This is a genomic window from Dysgonomonas sp. BGC7 (assembly GCF_001261735.1).
Taxonomy (GTDB): domain Bacteria; phylum Bacteroidota; class Bacteroidia; order Bacteroidales; family Dysgonomonadaceae; genus Dysgonomonas.
The window spans coordinates 178,725-202,937 of record NZ_CVRP01000006.1; the positions used below are offsets into that span (position 1 = coordinate 178,725).

Consider the following 24,213-nt stretch of genomic DNA (forward strand, 5'->3'; position numbering starts at 1 on the left):
GAGTGAACATTTATATGTTTATTTTATAGATTTACCGTATAATACAGGGTTTAGTGAAGGATCGTTGTACATCTTCATCTGCTTATATACCTTCATATATTTTTTTCCCGATTCTATATCTTCCAACAATTCTTCTATGGCTGTAGAAAGATCTCTTCTTTGTGTAAGAAGTGTGTCTAGTTTGTTCTTTGCTTGTTCGCGGTGTTCTACAGAAGAGTTTTCCCTATCAGCCTCTTGTTGCATATGATATATTTTCAGAGCTAAAATAGAGAGCCTGTCGAGAGCCCATGCCGGACTTTCTGTATTTATGCGGGCATCTGGAAGTGCTTTCGTATCTTTGTATTTGTCAAGGAAATAGCTGTCTATCAATTCTACAAGGTCTGTCCTATCCTGATTCGATTTGTCTATTCTTCTCTTTATCCCAAGAGCGTCTTGCGGGTTAATGTCGGGATCTCTGATTATATCTTCAAGATGCCACTGTACGGTATCTATCCAGTTTTTAAGATACAAATAATACTCTATTGATTTAACCGTATAAGGGTTATTTACAGGCGCATCTACATTATCCATTGTGTGATAATCAGATATCGTTTTATCAAAGATGGCATTACTTAATTCAGTAAAAGTCATATTTTATATTTTATAATTTATTCCCCCAATTTTCCCTATCCAAATTTCGGTAATTAATTGCTTCTGCCAAATGTTTTGGCAATAATTTTTCAGAATTATCCAAATCGGCAATCGTGCGCGATACTTTTAATATGCGGTCGTAGGCTCTTGCTGATAGGTTAAATCTATCCATTGCTGTTTTTAATAGTTGAAGCCCATCGCTGTCAGGTGAAGCATACTTTGCCAGCAGCTTTGGAGTCATTTGAGCATTGCAATGTATATTTTCTTCTTTCTCGAACCGCTTGTTTTGTATTTCCCTTGCTTTTATGATGCGTTTTCTTATTGCTTCACTCGTTTCGGCCGGAGTTGTATCTGATATTTTTTCGAAAGGTACGGGAATAATCTCAATGTGTATATCTATACGATCCAATAATGGCCCTGAAATTTTATTCAGATATTTCTGTACAGATCCTCCAGGACATACGCATTCTTTTTCCGGATGGTTATAGTAGCCACAGGGACAAGGATTCATCGATGATACAAGCATAAAACTTGCAGGATATTCTACCGAAAATCTAGATCTTGATATTGCAATTTTGCGGTCTTCGAGCGGTTGACGCATGACTTCTAATACACTGCGACTAAATTCAGGTAATTCGTCAAGGAATAAAACACCGTTGTGTGCAAGGCTTATTTCTCCGGGCTGAGGATAGGCTCCTCCTCCCACTAATGCTACATCTGAGATTGTATGATGAGGGCTTCTGAATGGGCGTTGTGACATTAAAGATGTTTCAGTACTGATTTTGCCTGCTACACTGTGTATTTTGGTAGTCTCAAGAGCTTCGTGTAGTGTAAAAGGAGGAAGAATGGAGGGCATTCGTTTTGCCATCATAGACTTTCCTGCACCCGGAGGTCCTATCATTATAAGGTTATGACCACCTGCTGCTGCTACCTCTAATGCTCTTTTTACATTTTCCTGTCCTTTAACATCTGAAAAGTCAAATTCGAAGTATTGTTGGGCATCGTAAAATTCGGCACGGGTATCTACTTCCGTTTTGCTTAAAGTTTGTTCTCCGTTGAAGAATTCTACAACTTCTGTTATGTTATCAACCCCGTATACTTCAATGTTATTTACTACAGCGGCTTCTCTTGCATTTTTATTTGGTAAAATAAGACCTTTGAAACCTAATTCTCTTGCTTTTATTGCGATGGGTAATACTCCTTTTATGGGGAGTATACTACCGTCGAGGGATAGCTCTCCCATTATGAGAAAGTCCTCCAGCTTGTCGTGTTCTATGCTTCCCGATGCTGCTAATATTCCAATAGCCAATGGAAGATCGTATGCTGTACCTTCTTTGCGAATATCAGCGGGAGACATATTTATAACGATTTGTTGTCGTGGAAATTTGTAACCGTTTACTTGCAGGGCTGAGATAATGCGTTCGTGGCTTTCTTTTACAGAAGCGTCAGGAAGCCCGACCAGCATAAATTTTATACCTTTAGAACAATTTACTTCTATTGTGATTAAGGTGGCTTCTATACCTTGTACAGCAGCTCCAAAAACCTTGACTAGCATCTACTCGCATGTTTTGTTAAAAAACAAAAGTAAGAAAATAAAATATACTTATGCTACTTTTGGTTACTAAGTTCCAGTTCTTTTAATTTCCCAGGCAGAGCAGAGATGCGCAAATCCCTTTCCAATATATAGCCTGTAGGAGAAATAAGAATATTATATGGTATTTCACGAATATAGTATGTGTCGAATGTTTTTGCGCCCCATCCTCCATTTACAGGTATGATATTCCACTTTATAGAATCTGAAATATTGTCGTCAAGAGGTTTTTGTTCTATATCCTTTACAATTGTTACAAACTCGATATTTTTCTTTTGTTTTTTCAGTTCGTTATAAATTGCTATAGCATCTTTTTTTTCGTCTTTACATATATCGCATGTAGTGGAAACAAACGCAAGAAGGAGGTATTTTCCTCTAAAGTCTGTTAGCTGTATATTCTTGCCTTGTATGTTCGTTAATGAAAAATGAGGGGCATAAGTGCCAACAGATGATGCTTTAACTTTATCTCTGAATTTCTTTAATTCGGCAGTAAGAGGAAAGTCAATAGCCTTTCCTTTTAGTAAGGCGAGATTTTCGTCAAGACGAGGAAGAGCTGATTCGTCCTTGAAGAAATTGTTGATAAGCATGACACTTGCTATTTTGTCAGGATTCGCTTTTATATATGCAGCTGCTATATTCGATAATTCGAAGTTTATGTTTTTAAGCTCTACCACATAATCTTTTACAGGCAGGCTGTCATTGTTGGTGTTGCTTCCTCCCGTTGACATCAGAATATCTGCTCTGGATTTTAACAGCTCACTGTTTTTGTTCTTGAAAGAAGTAAGATCGTCATTAACACTTCCACCTTTAACGTCTATCAGATCAGTGTATAAGAGGTCTCCTTCTATTTTTACATCCCATCCTTTATCTACAAGAATGAAAGTGTTTTTTATATTCTCGTTAAAATAGAGTGACATTACGGTAAGAGTATCTATTTCACCTTCGAATGAGAATTCTCCGTTTTTGTCTATTGTAATTGTTGTAACATGTACAGAGTCGCCACGCTCATACGAAGCGTAAAAATGACCAGCTTCGGCATTTGCCAACTTGCCCTCTACTTTGTAAATATTAGGGTCTCTATTACAAGAAGATATTAATGTGATTAATAATAGAATAACTGTATATAGATATATATTGATTTTAGACCCCATCTTTTAGCAATTTTGTTTGATTACCACTTTTTCTTATTATAACGTACAAAGATACCTTTTATTTTTAAAACGTTTAAAAAAATAAAATTGTTCTAAAAAAAACTAATTCCTCTCTATTTTGCTCTGCTAGCTCATTTAATCATAGTTCCATTTCTATTAAACTGTCAGGAAGTTAAATCTTCAAGGGAGAAAAACATTATCTTTGTATTCTCAAAAAACAAGATAGATATGAGGTTCACGCACTTTATTTTTTTAGCTACAAGTTTATTACTCCCAATGAAATCATATAGTCAAGATATTCCCCTGACACTGGAAGACCTTATTCCGGGAGGGAAAACATATTACAAGTATCGTGCCGAAATGCCGCGTCAACTGACTTGGTATGGAGAAAATCTAGTGTATGCAAAAGGAGACTCCTTGATGATTGCTCCTTATACAGACAAAGAAAAACCCAAAGTGTTGCTTACCTTGGCTGATATAAACAATAGTATTCAGATCGATCAGTCTCAAAAGCCCGGCTCGTTGAATAGAGTACAGTTTGTTTCTCCTCAGTCACACTTACTTCGTATTGTTTCCGGAGGAAGTATATACCTGTATGATATGGTTACAAAAACGGTTAAGGCAGAATATAAATCTTTGGAAAAAGCTGAAAATCGTGATTGGGCAGAAGGAACAGACTATATGGCATATACAAAAGATAATAATTTGTATATACAAGATGGAAAAGGTAAGGAAATCGCTGTAACTAACGAAAGCAATAAAGGAGTTGTTAGTGGGCAGACAGTTCATCGCAACGAATTTGGAATAGATAAAGGTACATTTTGGTCTCCTCAAGGAGATTTGTTAGCTTTCTACAAGATGGATGAGACAATGGTAACTGATTATCCTTTGGTAGACATTTCTGCCCGGGTGGCTCGTCTTAAAGATATAAAATATCCAATGGCAGGAATGAAAAGTCATCATGTTACTATTGGTATTTACAACCCCGTAACGAATAATACAGTCTTTCTAAATACAGGAACTCCTAAAGAGAAATATCTAACTAATGTAACTTGGAGCCCCGATGGCAAATCTGTATATATTGCAGAACTAAACAGAGGGCAAGATACATGTGTGTTGAAGAGCTATAATGCAGCTAGTGGAAAACTCGAAGCAACTTTGTTTACAGAAACGCATAAAAAATATGTAGAGCCTGAACATGGCGCTATTTTCTTGAAGAGTGATCCTTCCAAGTTCTTATGGTTTAGCAAACGTGATGGCTTCAATCATCTGTATTTGTATGATGTGTCGGGGAAATTAATCAGGCAAATCACATCGGGCAGTTGGGATGTTTTGTCTGTATTGGGATTTGACGAAAAAGGAGAAAATCTGTTCTATCTTTCTGCGGAGGCTAGTCCCATTGAAAAACATATATACAAACTGGACCTTAAGACAGGGAAGAAAATTCAGCTTTCGAAAGAAGAAGGGATGCATTCTGCTATGTTGAGCGCTTCGGGCAGATATATAAGTGATGTATATAATTCTCAATACAATGCTGGAAAAGCTGCCATAACTGATACTAAAACAAATAAAACTCATATATTTCATTCTGCAAAAGATCCTTTTAGGAACACGAAATTGCCTGAAATAACGCTTGGATCTATTAAAACCGATGATGGTAAGACCGATTTGTACTATCGGTTGGTTAAGCCGTTAAACTTTGATCCAAACAAAAAGTATCCCGTTGTGGTTTACGTATATGGAGGCCCTCATTCGCAGATGGTAAACAATTCGTGGATGGCTCAGACCAGAGGGTGGGAGATCTATATGGCGGAGAAAGGATATATTGCATTCTCTCTCGACAATAGAGGTACAAGCAACAGAGGATTCGATTTCGAAAACATCACACATCGCCAACTTGGGGTAGTAGAAACAAAAGACCAGATGTCAGGTGTGGCCTATTTGAAATCATTGCCTTATGTCGATGCCGATCGTATAGGCGTGCATGGATGGAGTTTTGGTGGTTTTATGACAATGAACCTGATGCTTCGTCACTCCGATGTGTTCAAAGTTGGTGTAGCCGGAGGGCCTGTTACCGACTGGAAGTATTATGAGATAATGTACGGAGAACGTTATATGGATAGTCCACAGGAAAATCCTGAAGGATATAAAGAGACGAGTATGGTAAACCGTGCGAGCGATCTCAAAGGGCGTTTGCTTATTATTCATGGTGATGAAGACCCTACTGTTGTTATGCAACATAGTCTTCAGTTTATCAAGTCTGCCATAGGTAAAGGTACTCATCCCGACTTTTTCGTTTATCCCGGTCATGGTCACAATATGATAGGTCGCGATCGTGTACATCTGCACGAACATATAACGCGATACTTTGATGACTTTTTGAAATAACAGCTTATGCCTACAATAAAGATAGAATTAATAGAAGGGCTGGAGAAGCAAATGCTTTTTGATCTTCGGGATGTTGTGACAGATGCTGTCGTATATACTCTGCAAATGCCTGCCGATGACAGAAATGTACGTGTTATTGAATATCGTGCAGGTTTCTTTGAAATGAAGCCTCCCTATGAAATTCTTATAGAAATAGCCCTGTTTTCGGGTAGAACAAAAGAAACAAAAAAGAAATTATTCAGAGCTATTGTTGATAACGTTGAGAAAATCGGTGTCAATAAAGATAAAATAATGATTATGCTGAATGAGCAACCCCCTCAAAACTGGGGTGTAAAAAGAGGAATACCGGCGGACGAGGCTCCTCTTGACTTTAAAATTAATATTTGAGACAAGATAATATTAAATAATAGATCAACCATACATGTACAAAATAAGTAAACAATTCTCATTTTCGGCTTCCCATATTCTTGAGGGTTTGCCGGAAGAACATCCTTGCTCGCGGCTACATGGACACAACTATGTGGTAACAGTTCACTTGAGAGCCGAAAAACTAAATGCAGTCGGTTTTGTAAAAGATTACAGAGAACTGGACAATGTAAAACAATATATAGACAATACTCTAGATCACAGACATCTTAACGATGTTTTTGATTTTAATCCCACTGCCGAAAATATTGCCAAATACCTCTATGACGTCTTTCGGAAAGATTTGTCCGAACTATACGCGGTAGAAGTATCGGAAACGCCTAAAACAACTGCTATATATGAAGTTGAATGTAAATGAGATTTTCTACTCTTTGCAAGGTGAAGGTGGGAGAAGTGGAGAGCCTTCTATATTTATTCGCCTAACGAAGTGTAATCTGGCGTGTAGTTTCTGCGATACTGATTTTGCAGAAGGAGAAGATATGTCTATTGATGATATCCTGAATAGGATAAAACCTTTCCCATGTAAGTGGATTATATGGACAGGAGGAGAACCTACAATCCAACTAAAAGATGAACATCTCGAAGTGTTTCGTCAACATGGATATATGCAGGCGATAGAAACAAATGGTACACGCAGAGTTCCTTCGTTGATAGACTATATCACATGTAGCCCTAAACAAGACTACGGCAGTATTAAAGGCCGAATTCCGAAAGTTGAAGAAATACGTATTCCTATTGCTGTGGGAGATACACTTCCTGATGTATCGGTCTTTCCTGTGGCTGATAATTATTTTCTCAGTCCTATTTTCGATGGAGATAAGATAAATCAGGCTAATGTCGACTATTGTGTTGCCTTGATAAAAGATAATCCCCAATGGCGCTTGAGCCTTCAAATACACAAACTGATACATATAGAATAGGCGGGATGGAGAAATTTGAACTCGATATACTGGGTTGCGGTTCTGCCACACCTACTACGCTTCATAACCCTTCATCGCAAGTGTTGAATATAAGAGAAAAGCTATTCATGATAGACTGCGGTGAGGGTACTCAACTGCAATTTAGGCGAAGTAAATTGAGATTTGGTCGTTTAAACCAAATTTTCATATCTCACCTGCATGGAGATCATTGCTTCGGTCTTATTGGCCTTATATCCACTTTGGCTTTGCTTGGTCGTACAGGCGATTTGTTTATTCATTCAGTTGCAGGTTTAGAGAGAACTCTTCGTGCAGAACTTGATTTCTTTTGCCGCGACAATCCTTTTCAAGTAAAGATAAATGTATTCGATCCTCATAATAGTGAAACTATATACGAAGACAGATCACTTACTGTAAAGACAATACCGCTTTCTCATCGGGTACCTTGTGCAGGTTTTCTGTTTCAGGAGAAGCAGAAGGAAGCTCATCTTTTGCCCGACATGATTAAGTTCTATAATATACCTGTAAAAGAGCTGTCACGCATAAAACAGGGAGCGGATTTTATTACCGAAGAAGGAAAAGTTGTACCCAATGGTATCTTGACCAAACCTTCGGAGCCGGCTCGCTCATACGCATACTGTTCCGATACGGCATACGATGAGAGGATTGTTCCTCTTATAGAAGGTGTAGATTTGCTTTATCACGAATCTACTTTTGCCGATTCAGATATTGCCCGTGCCAAAGAGACAGGGCATTCTACTGCCCGTCAGGCGGCACAGATCGCAAAAATGGCAAAGGTTAAGAAGTTAATGCTGGGGCATTTTTCGGCTCGTTATCCTGATAATAGTATCTTGCTGGAAGAAGCCCGGGAGATATTTCCTGAGACCATATTAGCCAACGAAGGCTTACGTGAAAAATTGTAAAATGAAGAGCATTTTTCTCTTTTTTTATTCTTTTCTAACTATTAATCTCTATATTTGTGTCAGTTAGGCGTGAAGTATGGTTAATTATAAGAAAATATTACTTCTTTTTTGTTTTGTATGCACAGCTATGACAGTTGTGTCCAAAACGTCTGATATCTCATTCCCTTCTCTGTCGGTAGAGCAGGATGATAAAACCATGACTTTGCGACTACTTATAAATGCTACTTCTTCAATAAAAATGGAGAATGTTCCTACAGTTGGTTATCTTGAGGTTTATAGCCTCTTGGGGGTAAAAGTAAAAAGTGTCAACCTCAAAAACTGTATTGGAGAATATCCTCTCGACTTACCTAAAGGCCTGTATATCTTAAAAGCAGGTAAAGTTGCTACAAAGGTAATCGTAAGATAAATAAATCCTCTTTTATTTTTTCTTCTTCCCACTCATGGACTCTATAAGGAATTCCTGTAGTTTTTCGGGCGTTATATTGGCTTCTATCCTGCCTTCATCTACAAATGAGATTTTACCACGCTCCTCGGATATAACTATAACTTTTGCATCTGTTTCCTGCGATATACCCAATGCAGCCCTATGGCGTAGTCCGAACGATTTAGGTATGTCCTGATTCTGAGATATGGGTAGTATACATCCTGCAGCCTTTATCCTGTTTCCCGATATAATCATAGCCCCATCATGCAGAGGTGTATTCTTAAAGAATATGTTTTCTATAAGACGGGTACTTATATCAGCATCTAATTTTTCTCCTGTATCTGCAAATTGGTTGAGAGACATCTCTTGTTGTATTACAATAAGTGCCCCTGTATATGTTTTAGCCAGATTCATACAGGCCAGAACCATTGAAGTAATGGAGGAATCATGCACTTCGCTCACTCCTTTCGATCTGAATAGCCTCGAGAAGTAGCGGAAGGTTCGGTTTGAGCCTAATGAGATAAGAAAGCGCCGTATTTCGTCCTGAAAAATGATGATGAGTACGAAAAGCCCGATGTTTACAAATTTGTCGAGAATAGCTCCCATCAGACGCATCTGCAACACCTGCGATATTAGAATCCACAGAATGATGAAGGCCAATACTCCGTTAAAGATAGCTCCCGTTCCCGATTTAGATACAATGCGGTACAATTGGTACATTACTGTAGCTACCAGCAATATGTCAATTATATCCTTTATCCCAAAATTTTCCATCAGATGCCACGAAGTTAAGGTCGCAGACCTATTTGTTATTTATATAGTATAACATCAGCAAGCCGCTATGTTACAGAATATATGATTAGATATTCTCTTTCACTTACTTAATAATAGTCAAAGATAATTTATTTCTTTTATAGTTGATCAACAAAACGTTGTCACTGTTCTTAAAAAACCTTTTATTCTAGCATTAGGTTCATTACAGGATGATGGGCTGGAAAATATTTTCTGTAAATAGTCTCCTGCTCGTTAATCTTATAACCGAAGAGTAACCGGCACAAAGTTCGACTGCCAACTTCTAAGTCCGGCTGCTTGTTTTCAGAAATCATAACACTTCCTTTGTTTACATCCAGTATGCGGGAAGGGACACCACCTTCTCCTTTTATTTTTATACATACATCTTGTGAAGGATTTCTTTTTGCATAGAGCTGTAATAGTCTATCTGCATCTATAATTCGAGCCATTCCTGCAATGTTATACTTAGGAGGAAAGCTGTCCATTATTTGCTCTTTTACTATAGTCCTAAAATCGGACAGGCTTTTCTGTACACAGAAATCTTTGTGCCTATATAGAGAATCGAATTGAAGATATGCACCCTCTAGCGACTGATGAACTTGCAGTATATCCTGTATTGGGTACAATGGTTTCATCCCTTCTTCAAAAACCTTTTCGTATCCATATTTTTCATAAAAGGCAAATAGCCAGTTTTCGGCAGGTACGAGTATCGCTAACGGAATTTCTCTTGCTGCAATTACCTCATGTGCCTTGTAAATGAGTTGAGCCATATAGCCTCTTTTGCGATATTCGGGTAGGGTACACAATCCGGCCAGATAGGAAAAAGGGATTGTTTCTTCATAGAAAGTAATTGTATAAGGTAGCATTTGTAGAGCTGCAACAGCCTTGCCCTCTTCAAAATAGAGTAGGGTATTCTCCGGTTTATATTTTTCAGAGAAAAACAGATCTATAAATTCATTCGTGTCGTCGAAGCATAATTCCCACAACTGACGTACCAAGTGCGATGTTTCCTTATCTGCAAACTGTATCATATCTACCTCCTGTTTCGCTGTCCGTCTTTTTTAACTAAAAAGTGACAAAAGTTACAGTTTTCCGACTATTTCTTAATTGTTACTTTTCTCTCTAAGCTAAATATCTATTATATCCTGTTATCCTTTATAGATAAAGAATATCTTATAATATCGAGAAGTTAAAGATACATACTTTTTTAAGAATTTTTGGGTAATATTATTCCTTCTTCCAGAAGAATGTCGGGATAATAAGACATCTTCGCCTTACGTAAATTTTCCAGTCCCATATCTTCTTCCCTGTTTATGTATGTAAACTCAGAAGCTTCATGCTCTATAAATTGCTGGTTAATAATGGTGTATGCTCCATTCATGTCGGCAAAGGCTTTCTCTACATGCACTACGAAAGAATCTGTAGTCAGAGGTTCGCCTATTGTGAATGCTACTATTTTGCCATTCACCTTCACAGCTCCTCCTCTTAGACGGAGGTATTCAAAGTTTTCCAGCATTAGTCTGGTCGCTATATAGTCGTATCTTAGAGTTTTGTCGATCCGTGATTCTACACTTTCTTCCCATTCATCGAGCATCTTTATGCACTCTGCCAGTTCTTTCTTTTCGGTAAGGGGAAAATATTCCCAGTCGGGATTGTCGGCTTTAAAACGATTGATGTGATTGCGTTTGCTCTGAAGTTTTTTTCCTGAAAGTTTGATTAGCTTTTCGGAGAGATAAATATATTCGTCATTATTTCGGTCGGGTATATACTGGAACATATCTGGCATTTCCTTTTGTATATTGTCCCACATTCGGGCTGTGATGCCTTTCATCCGGAAAGGAATTTTATTGTCCTTGGCATCTTGCTTTATTAACTCGAAAGCGTCTTTTAATGGCATTTTGCCGATGGGCATCATATAGTACACATATCCGTCAGATTCTGTGAATTTAAGAAATATTGTACGGTGTGCAATAGCAAATACTGTTTTGAATTTAGCGTTCCATGTATATAGATTCGTGAAGCAAAAATCGCAGGCTCTATATGTATTCCCTGAAAAACAGTCATCTATATCTTTTTTGTCGGAAAGTGTAATTTGTTTAAAGTTTATCATAAATGTAATTTATCAAAATAGCCGATTGTTAAACAAAGCTAGTACAAATTTTGTTTAGAATGTGCATGGATGTAAACGGTTTTTAAGATAATAATGTGGAAAATATAAAGATAACAAATCTTTGTCTTCATTATGTGCCCGTATCATTTGCGTATAATATTATTTATAACGAAATTTGCTATTTATAAAGAACCATTCTATATAAGGACTTTATCGAATAAAAATGTCGAATTCAAAAAAAGTATTAGCAGTAGCCGAAACTTCATATATTATCCGAAAAGGGTTAGTCTATGTCTTGTCTCAACTGGCGAGCGTGGGTAAGGTCGTAGAACTGAAAGAAATGGAAAATATCAATTACCAACTTGATATTCTGAGACCTGATGCAGTCCTTATCAATCCAATGCTATTGGGACATACATCGAGACAGGATATACGCCAGCAGCTCAACCTAAATAATAAGACAGCGATTATAGCTCTTGTGTATAATATTATCGATGAGCAGTTTTACAGATCGTACGATGCGGTGATAAAAATTAATGACTCCGAGTCGAAAATAGAAGAAATCCTCCTTAATTGTCTGAATAAAGAACAAAATAGTCAGACAGATCAGGAAGAGTTGAGCGATAGAGAAAAAGAGATCCTTATCAGTGTGGTGAAGGGTATGAGTAATAAAGAAATTGCAGATCATCACAATATTTCTATTCATACGGCTATAACCCATCGCCGCAACATAACCCGTAAATTGAAAGTACATAGTATTTCAGGTCTGACCATCTATGCCATAATAAATAAGCTGATAGACATTTCTGAGATAAAATATCAGGACGAATAAAAACACAACGATATGCAAAATGTAACTATTATATTTAAAAAGACGATGAAAATGTCGGATCTTATAGATGCCGATTATCGTTTGTTATATCTTCTTAGCCGTTTAAATATTTCTCTCGGATTTGGAGAGAAAAGTGTCGATACTGTTTGCAAGGAAAATGACTTTGATACCAATTGCTTCTTATTTCTTGCCAACTTTCAATCCAATAAATCAATAATTGATGTAGAAGCCACTTTCGAGTCACTTCCTCTAAGGCCGCTCTTGCGATATCTGAAAAGCTCCCATAGCTATTTTCTCGAAAAAAGGTTGCCTAACATCCGTCGTAAACTGGAACTTGTCTTCTCTGATGCCGACAGAGGGCTTCAGCAGGCTGTTCTCGACTTTTTCGACAATTATACAAATGAGGTTTATGAACATATGCAGTACGAAGACGAAGTTGTATTCCCATATGTTTATTCGCTGATGGAAGAATCTTGTAAAGAGCCATATTCGATAAATATATTCGAAGAACGACACAACGACATAGAAGGCAAGATGAATGATCTGAAACAAATACTGATGAAGTATGTGTCAGGATCTAAAGATCAGATGCTAATGGTGAATATACTTACCGAACTCTACATGTCGGAAGAGGAATTGGAAGCGCATACCTTTATCGAAGATAGTCTGGTGATACCAAGAGTAAAGAGGATTGAGAAAGAAAGAACACAAAAGTGAGAATCTAAGAATCTTTGTGTTTAAACCAATTTTTTAGATCGCTAGGTCGGAAGACCTTGCTAAGCTTAAATAAAGCATATCCTGTGCTCAGGATAAAAATTGCGATTTCAATAAAAATGCCATACTCAATTTCGAACCGGGATATTCCGAATGCACATCCTATAAGGCTAAAATTAATAATTGCCATTTTTATAATATTGGAAGACCACACGAAATCTGAAACATGTCTTGCTCCGAGGTATACTATTGGTAGGTATATTGCATATGCCACAAGGTATGCTATCCCCCACGCATTTAGTCCATAGTCGGAAGATAAAATATAACCTGAGAGGAGATAAATTATGTAATATACGACCTCGGAAAAGAGGAAAAGCAATCCTTTGTTTTTTGCAAGAAGGATGAATGCAATAGGCCAGCTCAGCACTTTGAGGAAAGTACCTGCAACCTGCCATTGCAGAAGAGAATTTGCGGGAATAAAATCGGATGAATAAAGAATGGATATAACCAGTCCTGAGAAGGCAATCATTCCCACTATTACCGGAGAGGAGATTATCAGAACAATATATGTCTGCTCATTTACCAATTGTTTTGTTTTGTTCTTGTCATCGGATATGGCAGATAGTCTTGGAAAAAAGTCTGACCCCATCGAGCGAAGTATAAGTATCAGAGAAACATTCGTTATTGCCCATGCCGACTGAAACAGTCCGGCTGTCTCTATATCTATAGTATGTGTAATAAATGCTTTTACTGCAAACATGCTGGCTGTACCAATGAAAGTGGCAGACACAATAAAGATACCCAGTTTCAGAGATTGCAATCCCGTTTGGTATGTTTCTTTATATGATAAAGGGACCCTCTTTATATTTTGTTTGCGATAGAAATATTCCACACAGATAAAGGAGATCAATCCTGTTCCGATAAAAGATGGAAGGATCCCTTCAATTCCGAATATGTAATACAGAGGGATAGTCATTACCAGCCCTGCGATACTGCCTATTATGGTCGATTTTGCTATTTCGGGAATACGTCTTATTCCTTGCAGCAAAGTAGTGCGTCCAGAGGTTAGTATCGCCAGAAATACACACACGGACAGAGCCGCTATATAGAAGCTGTATTCGTCACTGTCAAACGCCCAGATACTAATTGGATAGCTAAGGCCGATACATATGATAAACCCGATTACGGCTGATGTTTTAAACCATTTATTGAATCGTGTTGCTGTCTTATTAAAAGTATCTTCGTCTTCGTCTTCTTCTTGTCGGGCTTGGGCTATTTCTTTTACTCCTGCTGTGTCGAGTCCCATGCTGCAAGCCGAACGCAATGTTTCTATTACCGATTGATAAATACCGATGAATCCCACTCCGGTTGTTCCCAGCAATAGAGCAACCACTTTAGCTCTGATGATACCTGCTACAATGACTACAAACTGAGAGCCTCCGAATATTGTCGTCGACTTTAGAATCTGATTATATGACGTATTGTTTTTTTTCAATATCCGCTTTTTATTATGCGTACATTTTTTCGTAATACAAATCTATTATTTTTTAGCGAGATTATCTTTAGAAAGATCGTGCAGAAGATATCTGGGATAATCTTTATTTGGCTATTTCTGCAATTAAAAATTGTAAAAAGCTCCGATAATAATTTTATTCTGATTATTTTAGCAAGCAGAATTTATAATTAATGTAAAATAAACCAGATGAACACACTTTTATTTTTAGGAAATCTAGGCACCGGCGAAATTATCATTATAGCAATTGTTGTTTTATTACTTTTTGGAGGTAAAAAAATTCCGGAACTAATGAAAGGGATTGGCAAAGGTGTCAAAAACTTTAAGGATGGTGTAAGCGGCCTTGAAGATGATATTAAAGGTACAACAGAGAAAGAGTAAATGTATATATCAGATATTAGAGACCCGGACTTGCATTAGTTCGGGTTTTTATTTTAATAGATTCAATTATGGATATTTGTATAGATTTTGACGGAACATGTGTTTCTCATGAATTTCCACTGATAGGAAAAGATATAGGTGCAGTTCCTGTACTAAAAGCTCTTACCGACAACGGGCATCGTCTTATTCTCTTTACTATGCGAAGCGATCGCAAAAAGAAGAAAAAGGTCGATGGAGTCGAGGTTGTTGTTGAAGAAAATGTTTTAACAGAGGCTATTCAGTGGTTCGAGCAACAGGGAATACCTTTGTATGGTGTACAGAAAAATCCTACACAGAGATTTTGGACTTCTTCGCCGAAGGCTTATGGACATCTTTATATAGATGATGCAAATCTTGGTTGTCCGCTTATAATGGATGATCCGGAGGCGGACAGACCATATGTCGACTGGGAGCAGGTGGCAAAAATACTCGAAGAAAAGGGAATTTTATAACTATAAATGGCCAGTGCATGAAAAAGATATTAATGGGACACAACTTTGTTCGTGAAGGATTCCGAAGCCTCGAAGGAAAGTTTGACATAATCTATCCTCAAAACGATTTGTTTAAGAAAGAAGAAGTTCTTGAACTGATAAAAGATGTGGATGTTTTGGTTCCTAATTTTTCGTTTCAGACGAATGCAGAAATTATAGATGCGGGTGCAAATCTTAAACTCATTGCTAATTTTGGAGTTGGATATAACAACATAGATGTGGCTTATGCCTCCTCGAAAGGTATAACAGTAACCAACACCCCTCAGTCGGTACTGGAACCTACTGCCGAACTTTGTTTTGCTCTTATTATGGCTACTTCACGAAAAGTTGCTTATTACAATCATAAACTGCATAATGGTGTTCGTCTCGATTGGAGCCTCTTTGGCGATCTAGGCATGTCTCTCTATGGGCAAACTTTGGGTATATATGGTATGGGGCGAATCGGACAGGCTGTTGCTCGCAGGGCTGTTGCCTCGGGTATGAATATTATCTATTATAATCGGCATGCTCTGCCAAAAGAGATAGAGGATAAATATGGTGCAGTCTATGTCGATTTTGAAACACTATTGAAGAAGTCAGATGTGATTTCACTCAATGCTCCTGCTACAGCCGAAACTTATCATTTGATCGGAGAAAAAGAACTTCGAGAAATGAAACCGACAGCTATTCTAGTTAATACAGCCAGAGGGCAATTAGTAGATGCATCTGCATTGGCTAAGGCCTTGAAAGAGGGAACTATTTATGCAGCCGGATTGGATGTGTATGAAAATGAGCCAAAGATCCCTGAAGAATTGGTCGGGCTTGATAATGTAGTACTATGTCCTCATGCCGGAACTAAAACATATGCCGGACGGATAGCAATGGAAGAGGAGGTTGCTAAAAATATAACAAACTTCTTTGAAGGAAGGCAGATAGATAAAGTGAATTAACCGACAAACAAATATAAATATAGATCAGATATCTGATCTATATTTGTTCTTTTATCTTTTTTAGTAGTCCTTCACAGGCATCTTCAAGTAAGTCGAGAACCTGTTCGAATCCGTCAGACCCTGAATAATAAGGATCGGGAATATGATCATGTCCATATTTTTCCGAGAATTCTACCATACGATGGACTTTACCTTTAGACTCTAAATCGAGAGCCAGACGTACTATATTTCTGTAATTGTTGTCGTCCATCGCAAGAATGAGGTCGAAATTGTCGAAGTCCCGACTTGTAAATTTACGAGATAGGCTATCGAACTGATATCCCCTGTGAGTTCCGTGCTGGCGCATACGAGGATCGGGTAATTCTCCATCATGGTAGCCCGATGTTCCTGCCGAATCTACTGATATTTTGTTCTCTAGCCCCTGCTCTTGTATCATCTTTTTGAGGATGCCTTCGGCAGCAGGAGAACGGCATATATTTCCCAGGCAGACAAAGAGAACCTTATATTTCTTGTTTTCAGCCATATTCAATTACTTTAATTTATAGTTTTTCTTTCAAAAACTTTCCTGTATACGATTGTTTGCATTTGACGATAGTCTCGGGAGTACCTTCACATACTATATTGCCTCCCTCTTTACCTCCTTCAGGACCTATATCGATAATATGATCGGCACATTTTATCACGTCCATATTATGTTCTATTATTATGATGGTATGACCTCTCTTAATCAGTGAATCGAAGGCTTTCAACAGTGTTTTTATATCGTGGAAGTGAAGTCCTGTAGTTGGTTCGTCGAATATAAACAGTGTTGGTTCGGGTTTTTCATCTACCAAGTGGAAGGCTAGTTTTACCCTTTGATTTTCTCCTCCCGACAGAGATGAAGAAGATTGTCCAAGCTTGACATAACCTAAACCCACATCTTGCAAAGGTTTCAAACGTTTTACTATTTTCTTTTCTGTGTTTCCTTTTCCTTCCTCGAAAAACTCTATCGCCTGATCGATGGTCATTTCCAACACATCGTGTATGCTGGCTCCCCGATACTGTACATCCAATACATCTTGTTTGAATCGTTTACCTTTACAGACTTCGCATTCTAATAGCACGTCTGCCATAAACTGCATCTCTACGAGAATCTTTCCTTCTCCGGCGCACTCCTCACATCGTCCGCCTTCTACGTTGAACGAAAAATAGGCAGGCGTAAAGTGCATTTGTTTAGCTAAAGGCTGATCTGCAAAAAGTTTGCGGATTTCATCGTAGGCTTTGATATAAGTTACAGGGTTAGACCGTGACGAACGTCCTATAGGATTCTGGTCTACCATTTCGATGTCTTTTATCAGCTTGAGATCGCCTACCAGACTGTTGTATTGCACTATCTGGTCGCCCTTGCCTTTATAGTGTCGCTCAAGAGCCGTATATAGTACATCGCATACGAGAGAGGATTTTCCCGATCCGCTTACACCCGTTACTACGGTCATTACATTCAACGGAAACTTGACGTCTATATTCTTAAGGTTGTTCTGGCGTGCTCCTTTTATTTCTATAAAATTGTTCCACTTGCGTCGTGTCTTGGGAACTTCGATTTTTTCTTCTCCGTTGAGGTAGCGCACAGTGTAGCTGTCCGTTTGTTTTCTCAGTCCGGCAACATCACCCTGATAAACGACCTCTCCTCCGAGCCGTCCCGCTTTAGGCCCCATATCTATGATGTAATCCGCAGCACGGATTATTTCTTCATCGTGTTCTACTACCACAACTGTATTGCCTATTGCTTTCAGTTCTTGCAAAACTTTTATGAGCAGATCGGTATCGCGCGAGTGAAGCCCTATACTTGGTTCGTCCAATATATAAAGAGATCCGACAAGGCTGCTGCCTAGCGATGTTGCCAGATTGATACGCTGGCTTTCTCCCCCCGACAACGAGTTGGACAAACGGTTAAGGGTGAGATACCCCAGCCCAACATTCACAAGATATTGTATGCGGATATTTATATCTGTCAAAAGTCGTTTGGCTATGGCGGCGTCAGTCTCGTTAAGGTCGAGATTGTCAAAGAAATCCTTTAACTCTGTTATTGGTATTAATACGAGGTCTGCTATATTCTTTCCTCCTACTTTTACATAGAGTGCCTGAGGTTTCAGTCTTGCGCCTTTACAGGCAGGACAAGTGGTTTTTCCTCTGTATCGGGCTAGCATAACACGGTATTGTATTTTGTATTGATTTTCTTCTACCATCTTAAAGAAGTCGTCAATACCATGCAAGCCCTTGGCGCCGTGCCAAAGCAAAGTCCTTTCTTTGTCGGAAAGTTCGTAGTAAGGACGATGAATAGGGAAATCGTATTTGCTTGCCGAACGGATAAACTCATTTTTCCATTCGCTCATTTTCTCCCCTTTCCAGCACACTACAGCGTCTTCATATACCGACAGGCTTTTGTCAGGGACTACAAGATCTTCGTCTATGCCCATCACACGTCCAAAGCCTTCGCAAATAGGGCAGGCTCCTACAGGACTATTGAAACTGAACATCATGTCGGTAGGCTCTTCGAACTGCATGCCATCGGCCTCGAAATGACGAGAAAAATCGAATGATTCTATTTTATCTCCTACATAGAAGCGGATAACACAATCGCCTTCTCCTTCGAAGAAAGCTGTTTCTATCGATTCCGAAAAACGGCTGATATTCGCTGCATCATTATCACATGTCAATCGGTCTATCAGTAAAAGCAGTTCATCCGGCTTATATTTATCCTTTTGTTTTAAGATATCTTCTATCCGTTCAAATTTACCTTTTAGCTCTACCCGCGAAAAACCTTCTTTGAGTAAAATTTCCAATTGCTCATTCAATGAACGGTTATCACGTAATATAATCTTTGTGAGTATTGCCAGACGTGTATCTTCGGGATATGTCTGCATTTTGGAAACGATATCGCTCACCTGATGTTTCTTTACTTCCTGCCCCGATATAGGAGAAATTGTTTTTCCTATGCGGGCAAACAATAACCTGAGATACTCGTATATTTCGGTGGAAGTTCCGACAGTAGATCGTGGATTGCGGGCACTTACCCGCTGCTCTATTGCTATTGCGGGCGGAATCCCTTTTATATAATCGCTTTCGGGCTTATTCATACGCCCAAGAAATTGGCGTGCATATGAAGAAAGGCTTTCTACATAGCGGCGCTGACCTTCTGCATAGAGCGTATCGAATGCCAGAGAAGACTTCCCTGAACCAGATAATCCTGTAATAACTACAAATTTATTGCGGGGTATTTCCACATCTATGTTTTTCAGATTGTTAACCCTCGCTCCCTTTATGAATATATTTTTTTCTTCCGACATACCTTTGTTCAAAAAATGGATACAAAATTACGAAAAAAAGACCACATTTTGTATTTAATAATTATTGCTAAACTCTAAAAATAGAAATAGGGTATTACCAAACTGGCAATACCCTATTCTGAACGACTTTTTTATTATCTAGCAGTCTTACAATATCAGATGAATAGGTTGACGTTTGCATTTTCTGCTCTGTCGAGGTAAGCAGCTACTCCGCCTATAGTGATACCGTTCATTAATTCTTCTTTCTTGATGCCCATCACATCCATAGACATAGAGCAGGCTATAAACTCTACTCCATTCTCTTTGGCTTGTTGCATCAGGTTTTCCAGACTGTCTATATTTTTACTTTTCATTATATAGCGCATCATTTTGCTACCCATCCCTCCCATATTCATTTTAGATAGACTGAGCTTTTTACTGCTTGAAGGAAGCATAAACCCAAACATTTTAGCTATGAAATCTTTTTTTACCGAAGGTTTTCTCTCTTTCTTTATCACATTCAACCCCCAGAAAGTAAAGAATATGCTTACCTTTTTGCCCGATGCCGCTGCACCATTTGCGATAACAAATGAGGCTAATGCCCTGTCCAGATCGTCAGAAAAAACAATTAATGTTTTGTTGTCTCTTTTCTGTGCTTCTTTGGGCATAGCTGGTTGTTTTTCTATAGTGGCAGAAATAGTCCCGCCGATATTGTTTATATCGAGTAATTTTGCGCCTACCATATTGCACCATCCTGATAAGTCTTCGCCGAAGGCCTGATCCGTAACTTTTATTTCCAATCGATCCCCGTTTTCTATCTGATCATAATTTTTCTTCAGTTGCATTATAGGGCCCGGACACTGTAGGCCGCAAGCATCAATGGTTATTGTTTTCTTTTTTTCTGTTTTAAGCATTTCATTATCTATACGAATCTCTTTTGTACAAGTAGGTGCCGGTGCGCTTTCAGTTGCACACAGATATGTCTTGTAGCCTCCCGACAGATTGTATACATTGGTATATCCATTTTGAATAAGAATGCGGGATGCAAGATAGCCTCTTAGCCCAATAGCACAATATATGATGATTTTTTTGTCTTTGGGTATTTCTGTTAATCGTGCTCTCATCTCATCTATAGGAATATTGACCGATCCTTTTATATTGCCAAATAGGTGTTCATCGGCAGTTCGTGAGTCAATCATAAATACCTCAGAATGATCGGAACTTGATAATTCGTTCCAATGGATGATGTTTACTTTTCCTTTTAGGATATTGTCGGCTACAAAGCCAGCCATATTTACCGGATCTTTGGCTGAAGAGTAGGGTGGAGCATAAGCATGCTCTATCTCTTGCAGGTCGTATATTGTACCTCCTTTTCTGATTACTTCGGCAAAGAGATCTATCCGTTTGTCTACTCCATCGAATCCAACAACCTGTGCCCCAAATAATTTACCATCGGAAGGAGAAAAATTTATCTTGATGGATAAAGGCAGAGCATCAGGATAATAACCTGCGTGGGAACTGCTATGCGTATATGATTCTATGTGTTCTATTCCTTCTCTTTTTAGCAATTTTGTTGATGCTCCTGTGGCTGCAACAGTGAGGTCGAATACCTTGGCTATGGATGTACCTATCGTTCCATTATATTTGTATTTGTTGCCCTCTGCAATGTTGTCTGCGACTATGCGTCCTTGTTTGTTTGCCGGACCTGCAAGAGGTATAAGTGCGTGTTTTTTTATTACGGGGTTGAATACTTCAACAGTATCTCCCAAAGCATATATGTCTTTATCGGAAGTTTGCATATATTCATTTACTTTTATGCCGCTAAGGCTTCCTATATCTAATCCGGCCTCTTTTGCTAGTTTAGCTTCCGGACGGACTCCGATACTGAGTATGACCATATCCGTACTTAGAGGTTGTCCTTTCTCCAGAAAGACCTTTATGTTATTTTCATTAGATTCAAATCCTGTTACCCCTTCTTCTAAGTAGAGCTTTATTCCTTTTTGAATGAGTTGTTGGTGTACAATTCCAGCCATGGCATAGTCTATTGGAGTCATTACCTGATTGGCTTTTTCCACAACAGATACTTGTAGACCTGCGTCATGTAAGTTTTCGACCATCTCCAGTCCTATAAAACCACCTCCTACGACGACTGCCGATTTAGGTTTATATTGGTTTATATAAGCTTTTATATTATCCATATCGGGAACGTTGCGCAAAGAAAATATTCTTGGATTGTCAATACCCGTGATCGGAGGTTTAATGGCTTCTGCTCCTGTAGATATTACAAGTTTATCATAACGTTCCTCATAGATATTACCGGAAGATAGATTCTGAACAGTTACGGTTTTCTCTCCGGTATTGATTTTTGTTACTTCAGATTCTACTCTGATATCTATGTTAAAACGGCTGACAAAGCCCTCCTTTGTTTGGACGAAAAGCCTGTCTCGTTCGCTTATAGCTCCTCCTATATGATAGGGTAATCCACAATTGGCATACGATACATACTTTCCTCTTTCGAAGAGTATAATTTCTGCATTTTCGTTCATGCGCCTTAGTCTGGCTGCGGTGGTAGCTCCTCCGGCAACGCCTCCTATTATTAATATTTTCATTGTTTTGTATTATAAATATTTGTTATTAGCAATTAAGTGTGTAAAATTTTATTCAACCAGAGTAGAGATAAGAGCCGAAAGTTTAGAAAAATCCATTTTTTGCGACTGCATTTCTTTTGTTTTCTCCTTCCCTTGATCTGTGAGGGTGAATATCATTTGTCTTTTGTCTGTAGTGCCCATCTTGCGCACAATGAATCCTTTTTCTTCTACTGTGGTGATAATACGTGATACTCGAGAGTTGGACAATCCTACAAAATCGCACAGGTCGTTTGCCGACTTCGGCTTACCGTCCTTCAGGCAACACAACAGCATCCCCTCGTTTATTGTTATACCGTTATTTTCCGCAAAGTCTTTTTCGAAGCTGTACAGTGCCTTATATATATCTTTTAGTTTACAGATTGGTTCCATGTAAAATATTTGCTAATATAAAATATTTTCAAAGTAAAATATATTTATTCGTTATAGCAAATATTGAACAGTAAAAAATAAAGAGACTGAGAAGTATCCTCCTTAGCCTCTTTATTAATAATGCGTTGTCTTCGCTCTATATTAGATATTCTCTAATATTTTATTGTTCTTTAAATTCTATATTTCCTGTATAATCATTATTTACCACTATTGCCAAAGCCGGACGAATAGTAAATGATTGTTTTTCTCCTTTGCTTACTTGGTAAGAGAATAATATGTTCTCTCCTTGTTTCGAGAGTTCAATAGGAGTTATGGTTGTTGAGTTATCGGTTTTAGGCACAATAACTGCAATTACGTATTGTTTCGAGAAATCAATTTCTGTAGGTGTGCCTCCTTGCCCCATGACAGGAGCTTTTCCGAAATAGTTGTCAAAATCTTTCTCATTTGTAATTTTTAGAGTATATGTCTGATCGTCGACTGTATTGTTGACAAAATATCTTTCGGCAACCAAGAAAGGAATACCTGATTGTTGAGATTCTACGCTTTCTGCTTTTGCATTTTCTGTGTTATCTGCTTTTGTATTTGTCTTACATGCAGATACTAAGCCAAGAATGATGGCAACTAGAATAATTTTTTTCATTGTGTATATTTTTGTATTTAATAATTTAAACAACTAAAAGTATATAAAGTTTGAAAATAATGCAATACAAAAAAGGTATTAATAATTAAGTGACTATTAATACCTTTTATATTCTTTATAGGCTTATTGCGCTTCCAGAGACCTAATATTCGTCCTCGTTAAAGAAAAAGTCTTCTTTGCTCGGATAATCAGGCCAGATGTCTTCGATTGTATCGAAGATTTCATCTTCATCTTCTATCTCCTGTAAGTTTTCTATAACTTCAAGTGGAGCTCCTGAACGTTGAGCATAGTCTATTAACTCTTCTTTTGTTGCAGGCCATGGTGCATCCTCCAGTTTTGATGCGAGTTCTAAAGTCCAGTACATAGTATATCAAGTTTAATTGTTTTTATTGTTAAGTTACTTTCCGCAAAAATAGGATATTATTTCTTATATCAAACTCTGATTCCAAAATATTTCATTTCCTTTCTTATTACTCTCTTTTCTGGCTAACAGGAAAAAATAGTCAGATAGCCTGTTTACAAACATCATAATATTGTCATCGACCGGAAATTCGTCTTTCACTCTGTATATACAACGCTCTGCCCTCCGGCATACAGTGCGACATATATGCGCTCTGGAAGCCGATTCGCTACCTCCCGGCAATACAAATTGGCGTAGAGGTGGTAGGGATGAATCTATTTTATCCATCTCGTTTTCCAGTAATGCGATATCCTTGTCTGTTATAATACTTGCTGCCTTAGGAGATATTGCTTCTGTTTCCGTTGCCAGATACGAGCCTACGGTGAATAATTTATGCTGAATGTAAGATAATATCTCTAAATCGTGTGTGTCATCTATTTGTTCTGATAAAAAGCCAACAAAAGAGTTTAACTCGTCAGTAGTTCCATATGCTTCCAGTCTTATATGAGCCTTCGCTACGCGTTTTCCTCCCACAAGCGAAGTCATACCTTTATCTCCGGTTTTTGTATACACCAAACTTTTTTTCATTTGCTCTGTTTT

General features: G+C 38.2%; 25 protein-coding genes. 11 read left to right on the plus strand and 14 right to left on the minus strand.

Features of this window, described 5'->3' with window-relative positions; genetic code table 11:
- Positions 1-18: 18 nt before the first annotated feature.
- The 3 genes from BGC7_RS04580 to BGC7_RS04590 are packed head-to-tail and all read right to left on the minus strand — an operon-like array spanning position 19 to position 3,372.
- Positions 19-630, minus strand: coding sequence for a DUF4254 domain-containing protein (locus BGC7_RS04580; protein ID WP_050700383.1), 612 nt, complete (start codon positions 628-630; stop codon positions 19-21).
- A gap of 10 nt (positions 631-640) precedes the next feature.
- Complete coding sequence (locus BGC7_RS04585) at positions 641-2,185, minus strand: YifB family Mg chelatase-like AAA ATPase (RefSeq protein ID WP_050700384.1); 1,545 nt, start codon at positions 2,183-2,185, stop codon at positions 641-643.
- Between the two features lie 53 nt (positions 2,186-2,238).
- Positions 2,239-3,372, minus strand: coding sequence for a TlpA disulfide reductase family protein (locus BGC7_RS04590; RefSeq protein WP_050700385.1), 1,134 nt, complete (start codon positions 3,370-3,372; stop codon positions 2,239-2,241).
- Positions 3,373-3,648: 276 nt separating this feature from the next.
- On the opposite strand from BGC7_RS04590, the gene BGC7_RS04595 reads away from it, so the two are divergent.
- The 6 genes from BGC7_RS04595 (at position 3,649) to BGC7_RS04620 (ending at position 8,432) form a co-directional block, all read left to right on the plus strand.
- Positions 3,649-5,760, plus strand: coding sequence for a S9 family peptidase (locus tag BGC7_RS04595; protein WP_242034343.1), 2,112 nt, complete (start codon positions 3,649-3,651; stop codon positions 5,758-5,760).
- A gap of 6 nt (positions 5,761-5,766) precedes the next feature.
- The gene (locus BGC7_RS04600; RefSeq protein WP_050700387.1) at positions 5,767-6,147 is read left to right on the plus strand and encodes a tautomerase family protein; all 381 of its coding nucleotides are present in this window, start codon (positions 5,767-5,769) and stop codon (positions 6,145-6,147) included.
- 34 nt (positions 6,148-6,181) lie between these two features.
- Positions 6,182-6,544: a 6-carboxytetrahydropterin synthase QueD gene (queD, locus tag BGC7_RS04605; protein ID WP_050700388.1), complete on the plus strand. Its 363-nt coding sequence runs from the start codon at positions 6,182-6,184 to the stop codon at positions 6,542-6,544.
- Positions 6,525-7,106 (plus strand): 7-carboxy-7-deazaguanine synthase QueE, encoded by a 582-nt coding sequence (locus tag BGC7_RS04610; protein ID WP_050700389.1) that lies wholly within the window; start codon positions 6,525-6,527, stop codon positions 7,104-7,106. Before queD ends, BGC7_RS04610 begins: the two co-directional genes overlap by 20 nt.
- Before the next feature lie 5 nt (positions 7,107-7,111).
- Positions 7,112-8,026, plus strand: a complete 915-nt coding sequence (locus tag BGC7_RS04615; RefSeq protein WP_050700498.1) for a ribonuclease Z — start codon at positions 7,112-7,114, stop codon at positions 8,024-8,026.
- A gap of 127 nt (positions 8,027-8,153) precedes the next feature.
- Positions 8,154-8,432 carry a T9SS type A sorting domain-containing protein gene (locus tag BGC7_RS04620; protein WP_242034344.1) on the plus strand — a complete coding sequence of 93 codons (279 nt, stop codon included), beginning with the start codon at positions 8,154-8,156 and terminating at the stop codon, positions 8,430-8,432.
- A gap of 12 nt (positions 8,433-8,444) precedes the next feature.
- Here the strand turns inward: BGC7_RS04620 and cdaA are convergent, their stop codons facing one another.
- From cdaA to BGC7_RS04635, 3 genes are all read right to left on the minus strand, one after another.
- Positions 8,445-9,227, minus strand: coding sequence for a diadenylate cyclase CdaA (cdaA, locus tag BGC7_RS04625; protein WP_082206470.1), 783 nt, complete (start codon positions 9,225-9,227; stop codon positions 8,445-8,447).
- Positions 9,228-9,406: 179 nt separating this feature from the next.
- A complete protein-coding gene (locus BGC7_RS04630; protein WP_050700392.1) occupies positions 9,407-10,273 on the minus strand; it encodes a GNAT family N-acetyltransferase in 867 nt (288 codons plus the stop codon).
- A 176-nt stretch (positions 10,274-10,449) separates the two neighbouring features.
- Entirely contained in the window at positions 10,450-11,352 is a 903-nt protein-coding gene (locus tag BGC7_RS04635; RefSeq protein ID WP_050700393.1) for a DUF2156 domain-containing protein, read from the minus strand.
- Between the two features lie 223 nt (positions 11,353-11,575).
- Here BGC7_RS04635 and BGC7_RS04640 point away from each other — a divergent pair, with 223 nt between their 5' ends.
- Positions 11,576-12,184 (plus strand): LuxR C-terminal-related transcriptional regulator, encoded by a 609-nt coding sequence (locus tag BGC7_RS04640; RefSeq protein WP_050700394.1) that lies wholly within the window; start codon positions 11,576-11,578, stop codon positions 12,182-12,184.
- A 51-nt stretch (positions 12,185-12,235) separates the two neighbouring features.
- Positions 12,236-12,901: a hemerythrin domain-containing protein gene (locus BGC7_RS04645; protein WP_242034345.1), complete on the plus strand. Its 666-nt coding sequence runs from the start codon at positions 12,236-12,238 to the stop codon at positions 12,899-12,901.
- A gap of 4 nt (positions 12,902-12,905) precedes the next feature.
- Here BGC7_RS04645 and BGC7_RS04650 read toward each other — a convergent pair whose 3' ends face one another.
- Positions 12,906-14,393 carry an O-antigen translocase gene (locus BGC7_RS04650; RefSeq protein WP_050700396.1) on the minus strand — a complete coding sequence of 496 codons (1,488 nt, stop codon included), beginning with the start codon at positions 14,391-14,393 and terminating at the stop codon, positions 12,906-12,908.
- Positions 14,394-14,600: 207 nt separating this feature from the next.
- Between BGC7_RS04650 and tatA the strand changes: the two genes are divergently transcribed.
- From tatA to BGC7_RS04665, 3 genes are all read left to right on the plus strand, one after another.
- Positions 14,601-14,792 (plus strand): twin-arginine translocase TatA/TatE family subunit, encoded by a 192-nt coding sequence (tatA, locus tag BGC7_RS04655; protein ID WP_050700397.1) that lies wholly within the window; start codon positions 14,601-14,603, stop codon positions 14,790-14,792.
- A gap of 68 nt (positions 14,793-14,860) precedes the next feature.
- Entirely contained in the window at positions 14,861-15,283 is a 423-nt protein-coding gene (locus BGC7_RS04660; protein ID WP_050700398.1) for a hypothetical protein, read from the plus strand.
- Between the two features lie 17 nt (positions 15,284-15,300).
- Entirely contained in the window at positions 15,301-16,251 is a 951-nt protein-coding gene (locus BGC7_RS04665; protein ID WP_050700399.1) for an NAD(P)-dependent oxidoreductase, read from the plus strand.
- A 37-nt stretch (positions 16,252-16,288) separates the two neighbouring features.
- Here BGC7_RS04665 and BGC7_RS04670 read toward each other — a convergent pair whose 3' ends face one another.
- The 7 genes from BGC7_RS04670 to BGC7_RS04700 all read right to left on the minus strand — a co-directional run bounded on the left by BGC7_RS04670 (position 16,289) and on the right by BGC7_RS04700 (position 24,201).
- Positions 16,289-16,774, minus strand: a complete 486-nt coding sequence (locus BGC7_RS04670; protein ID WP_050700400.1) for a low molecular weight protein-tyrosine-phosphatase — start codon at positions 16,772-16,774, stop codon at positions 16,289-16,291.
- Between the two features lie 16 nt (positions 16,775-16,790).
- Positions 16,791-19,577, minus strand: a complete 2,787-nt coding sequence (gene uvrA / locus BGC7_RS04675) for an excinuclease ABC subunit UvrA (RefSeq protein WP_050700401.1) — start codon at positions 19,575-19,577, stop codon at positions 16,791-16,793.
- 155 nt (positions 19,578-19,732) lie between these two features.
- On the minus strand, positions 19,733-22,165 hold the full coding sequence (locus BGC7_RS04680) for a DsrE/DsrF/DrsH-like family protein (RefSeq protein WP_050700402.1): 2,433 nt from the start codon (positions 22,163-22,165) through the stop codon (positions 19,733-19,735).
- Between the two features lie 48 nt (positions 22,166-22,213).
- Positions 22,214-22,573, minus strand: coding sequence for a MarR family winged helix-turn-helix transcriptional regulator (locus BGC7_RS04685; protein WP_050700403.1), 360 nt, complete (start codon positions 22,571-22,573; stop codon positions 22,214-22,216).
- 160 nt (positions 22,574-22,733) lie between these two features.
- Complete coding sequence (locus tag BGC7_RS04690) at positions 22,734-23,213, minus strand: hypothetical protein (protein ID WP_050700404.1); 480 nt, start codon at positions 23,211-23,213, stop codon at positions 22,734-22,736.
- Positions 23,214-23,355: 142 nt separating this feature from the next.
- Entirely contained in the window at positions 23,356-23,577 is a 222-nt protein-coding gene (locus BGC7_RS04695) for a DUF2795 domain-containing protein (RefSeq protein ID WP_006800744.1), read from the minus strand.
- A 63-nt stretch (positions 23,578-23,640) separates the two neighbouring features.
- The gene (locus tag BGC7_RS04700) at positions 23,641-24,201 is read right to left on the minus strand and encodes a cob(I)yrinic acid a,c-diamide adenosyltransferase (protein WP_050700499.1); all 561 of its coding nucleotides are present in this window, start codon (positions 24,199-24,201) and stop codon (positions 23,641-23,643) included.
- Between the last annotated feature and the right edge of the window lie 12 nt (positions 24,202-24,213).

Bases quoted from the DNA above. Each gene is read 5' to 3' on its own strand.
- BGC7_RS04580 (WP_050700383.1), bottom strand. From the start codon at position 630: ATGACTTTTACTGAATTAAGTAATGCCATCTTTGATAAAACGATATCT.
- BGC7_RS04585 (WP_050700384.1), bottom strand. From the start codon at position 2,185: ATGCTAGTCAAGGTTTTTGGAGCTGCTGTACAAGGTATAGAAGCCACC.
- BGC7_RS04590 (WP_050700385.1), bottom strand. From the start codon at position 3,372: ATGGGGTCTAAAATCAATATATATCTATATACAGTTATTCTATTATTA.
- BGC7_RS04595 (WP_242034343.1), top strand. From the start codon at position 3,649: ATGAAATCATATAGTCAAGATATTCCCCTGACACTGGAAGACCTTATT.
- BGC7_RS04600 (WP_050700387.1), top strand. From the start codon at position 5,767: ATGCCTACAATAAAGATAGAATTAATAGAAGGGCTGGAGAAGCAAATG.
- queD (WP_050700388.1), top strand. From the start codon at position 6,182: ATGTACAAAATAAGTAAACAATTCTCATTTTCGGCTTCCCATATTCTT.
- BGC7_RS04610 (WP_050700389.1), top strand. From the start codon at position 6,525: ATGAAGTTGAATGTAAATGAGATTTTCTACTCTTTGCAAGGTGAAGGT.
- BGC7_RS04615 (WP_050700498.1), top strand. From the start codon at position 7,112: ATGGAGAAATTTGAACTCGATATACTGGGTTGCGGTTCTGCCACACCT.
- BGC7_RS04620 (WP_242034344.1), top strand. From the start codon at position 8,154: ATGACAGTTGTGTCCAAAACGTCTGATATCTCATTCCCTTCTCTGTCG.
- BGC7_RS04630 (WP_050700392.1), bottom strand. From the start codon at position 10,273: ATGATACAGTTTGCAGATAAGGAAACATCGCACTTGGTACGTCAGTTG.
- BGC7_RS04635 (WP_050700393.1), bottom strand. From the start codon at position 11,352: ATGATAAACTTTAAACAAATTACACTTTCCGACAAAAAAGATATAGAT.
- BGC7_RS04640 (WP_050700394.1), top strand. From the start codon at position 11,576: ATGTCGAATTCAAAAAAAGTATTAGCAGTAGCCGAAACTTCATATATT.
- BGC7_RS04645 (WP_242034345.1), top strand. From the start codon at position 12,236: ATGTCGGATCTTATAGATGCCGATTATCGTTTGTTATATCTTCTTAGC.
- tatA (WP_050700397.1), top strand. From the start codon at position 14,601: ATGAACACACTTTTATTTTTAGGAAATCTAGGCACCGGCGAAATTATC.
- BGC7_RS04660 (WP_050700398.1), top strand. From the start codon at position 14,861: ATGGATATTTGTATAGATTTTGACGGAACATGTGTTTCTCATGAATTT.
- BGC7_RS04665 (WP_050700399.1), top strand. From the start codon at position 15,301: ATGAAAAAGATATTAATGGGACACAACTTTGTTCGTGAAGGATTCCGA.
- BGC7_RS04670 (WP_050700400.1), bottom strand. From the start codon at position 16,774: ATGGCTGAAAACAAGAAATATAAGGTTCTCTTTGTCTGCCTGGGAAAT.
- uvrA (WP_050700401.1), bottom strand. From the start codon at position 19,577: ATGTCGGAAGAAAAAAATATATTCATAAAGGGAGCGAGGGTTAACAAT.
- BGC7_RS04680 (WP_050700402.1), bottom strand. From the start codon at position 22,165: ATGAAAATATTAATAATAGGAGGCGTTGCCGGAGGAGCTACCACCGCA.
- BGC7_RS04685 (WP_050700403.1), bottom strand. From the start codon at position 22,573: ATGGAACCAATCTGTAAACTAAAAGATATATATAAGGCACTGTACAGC.
- BGC7_RS04690 (WP_050700404.1), bottom strand. From the start codon at position 23,213: ATGAAAAAAATTATTCTAGTTGCCATCATTCTTGGCTTAGTATCTGCA.
- BGC7_RS04695 (WP_006800744.1), bottom strand. From the start codon at position 23,577: ATGTACTGGACTTTAGAACTCGCATCAAAACTGGAGGATGCACCATGG.
- BGC7_RS04700 (WP_050700499.1), bottom strand. From the start codon at position 24,201: ATGAAAAAAAGTTTGGTGTATACAAAAACCGGAGATAAAGGTATGACT.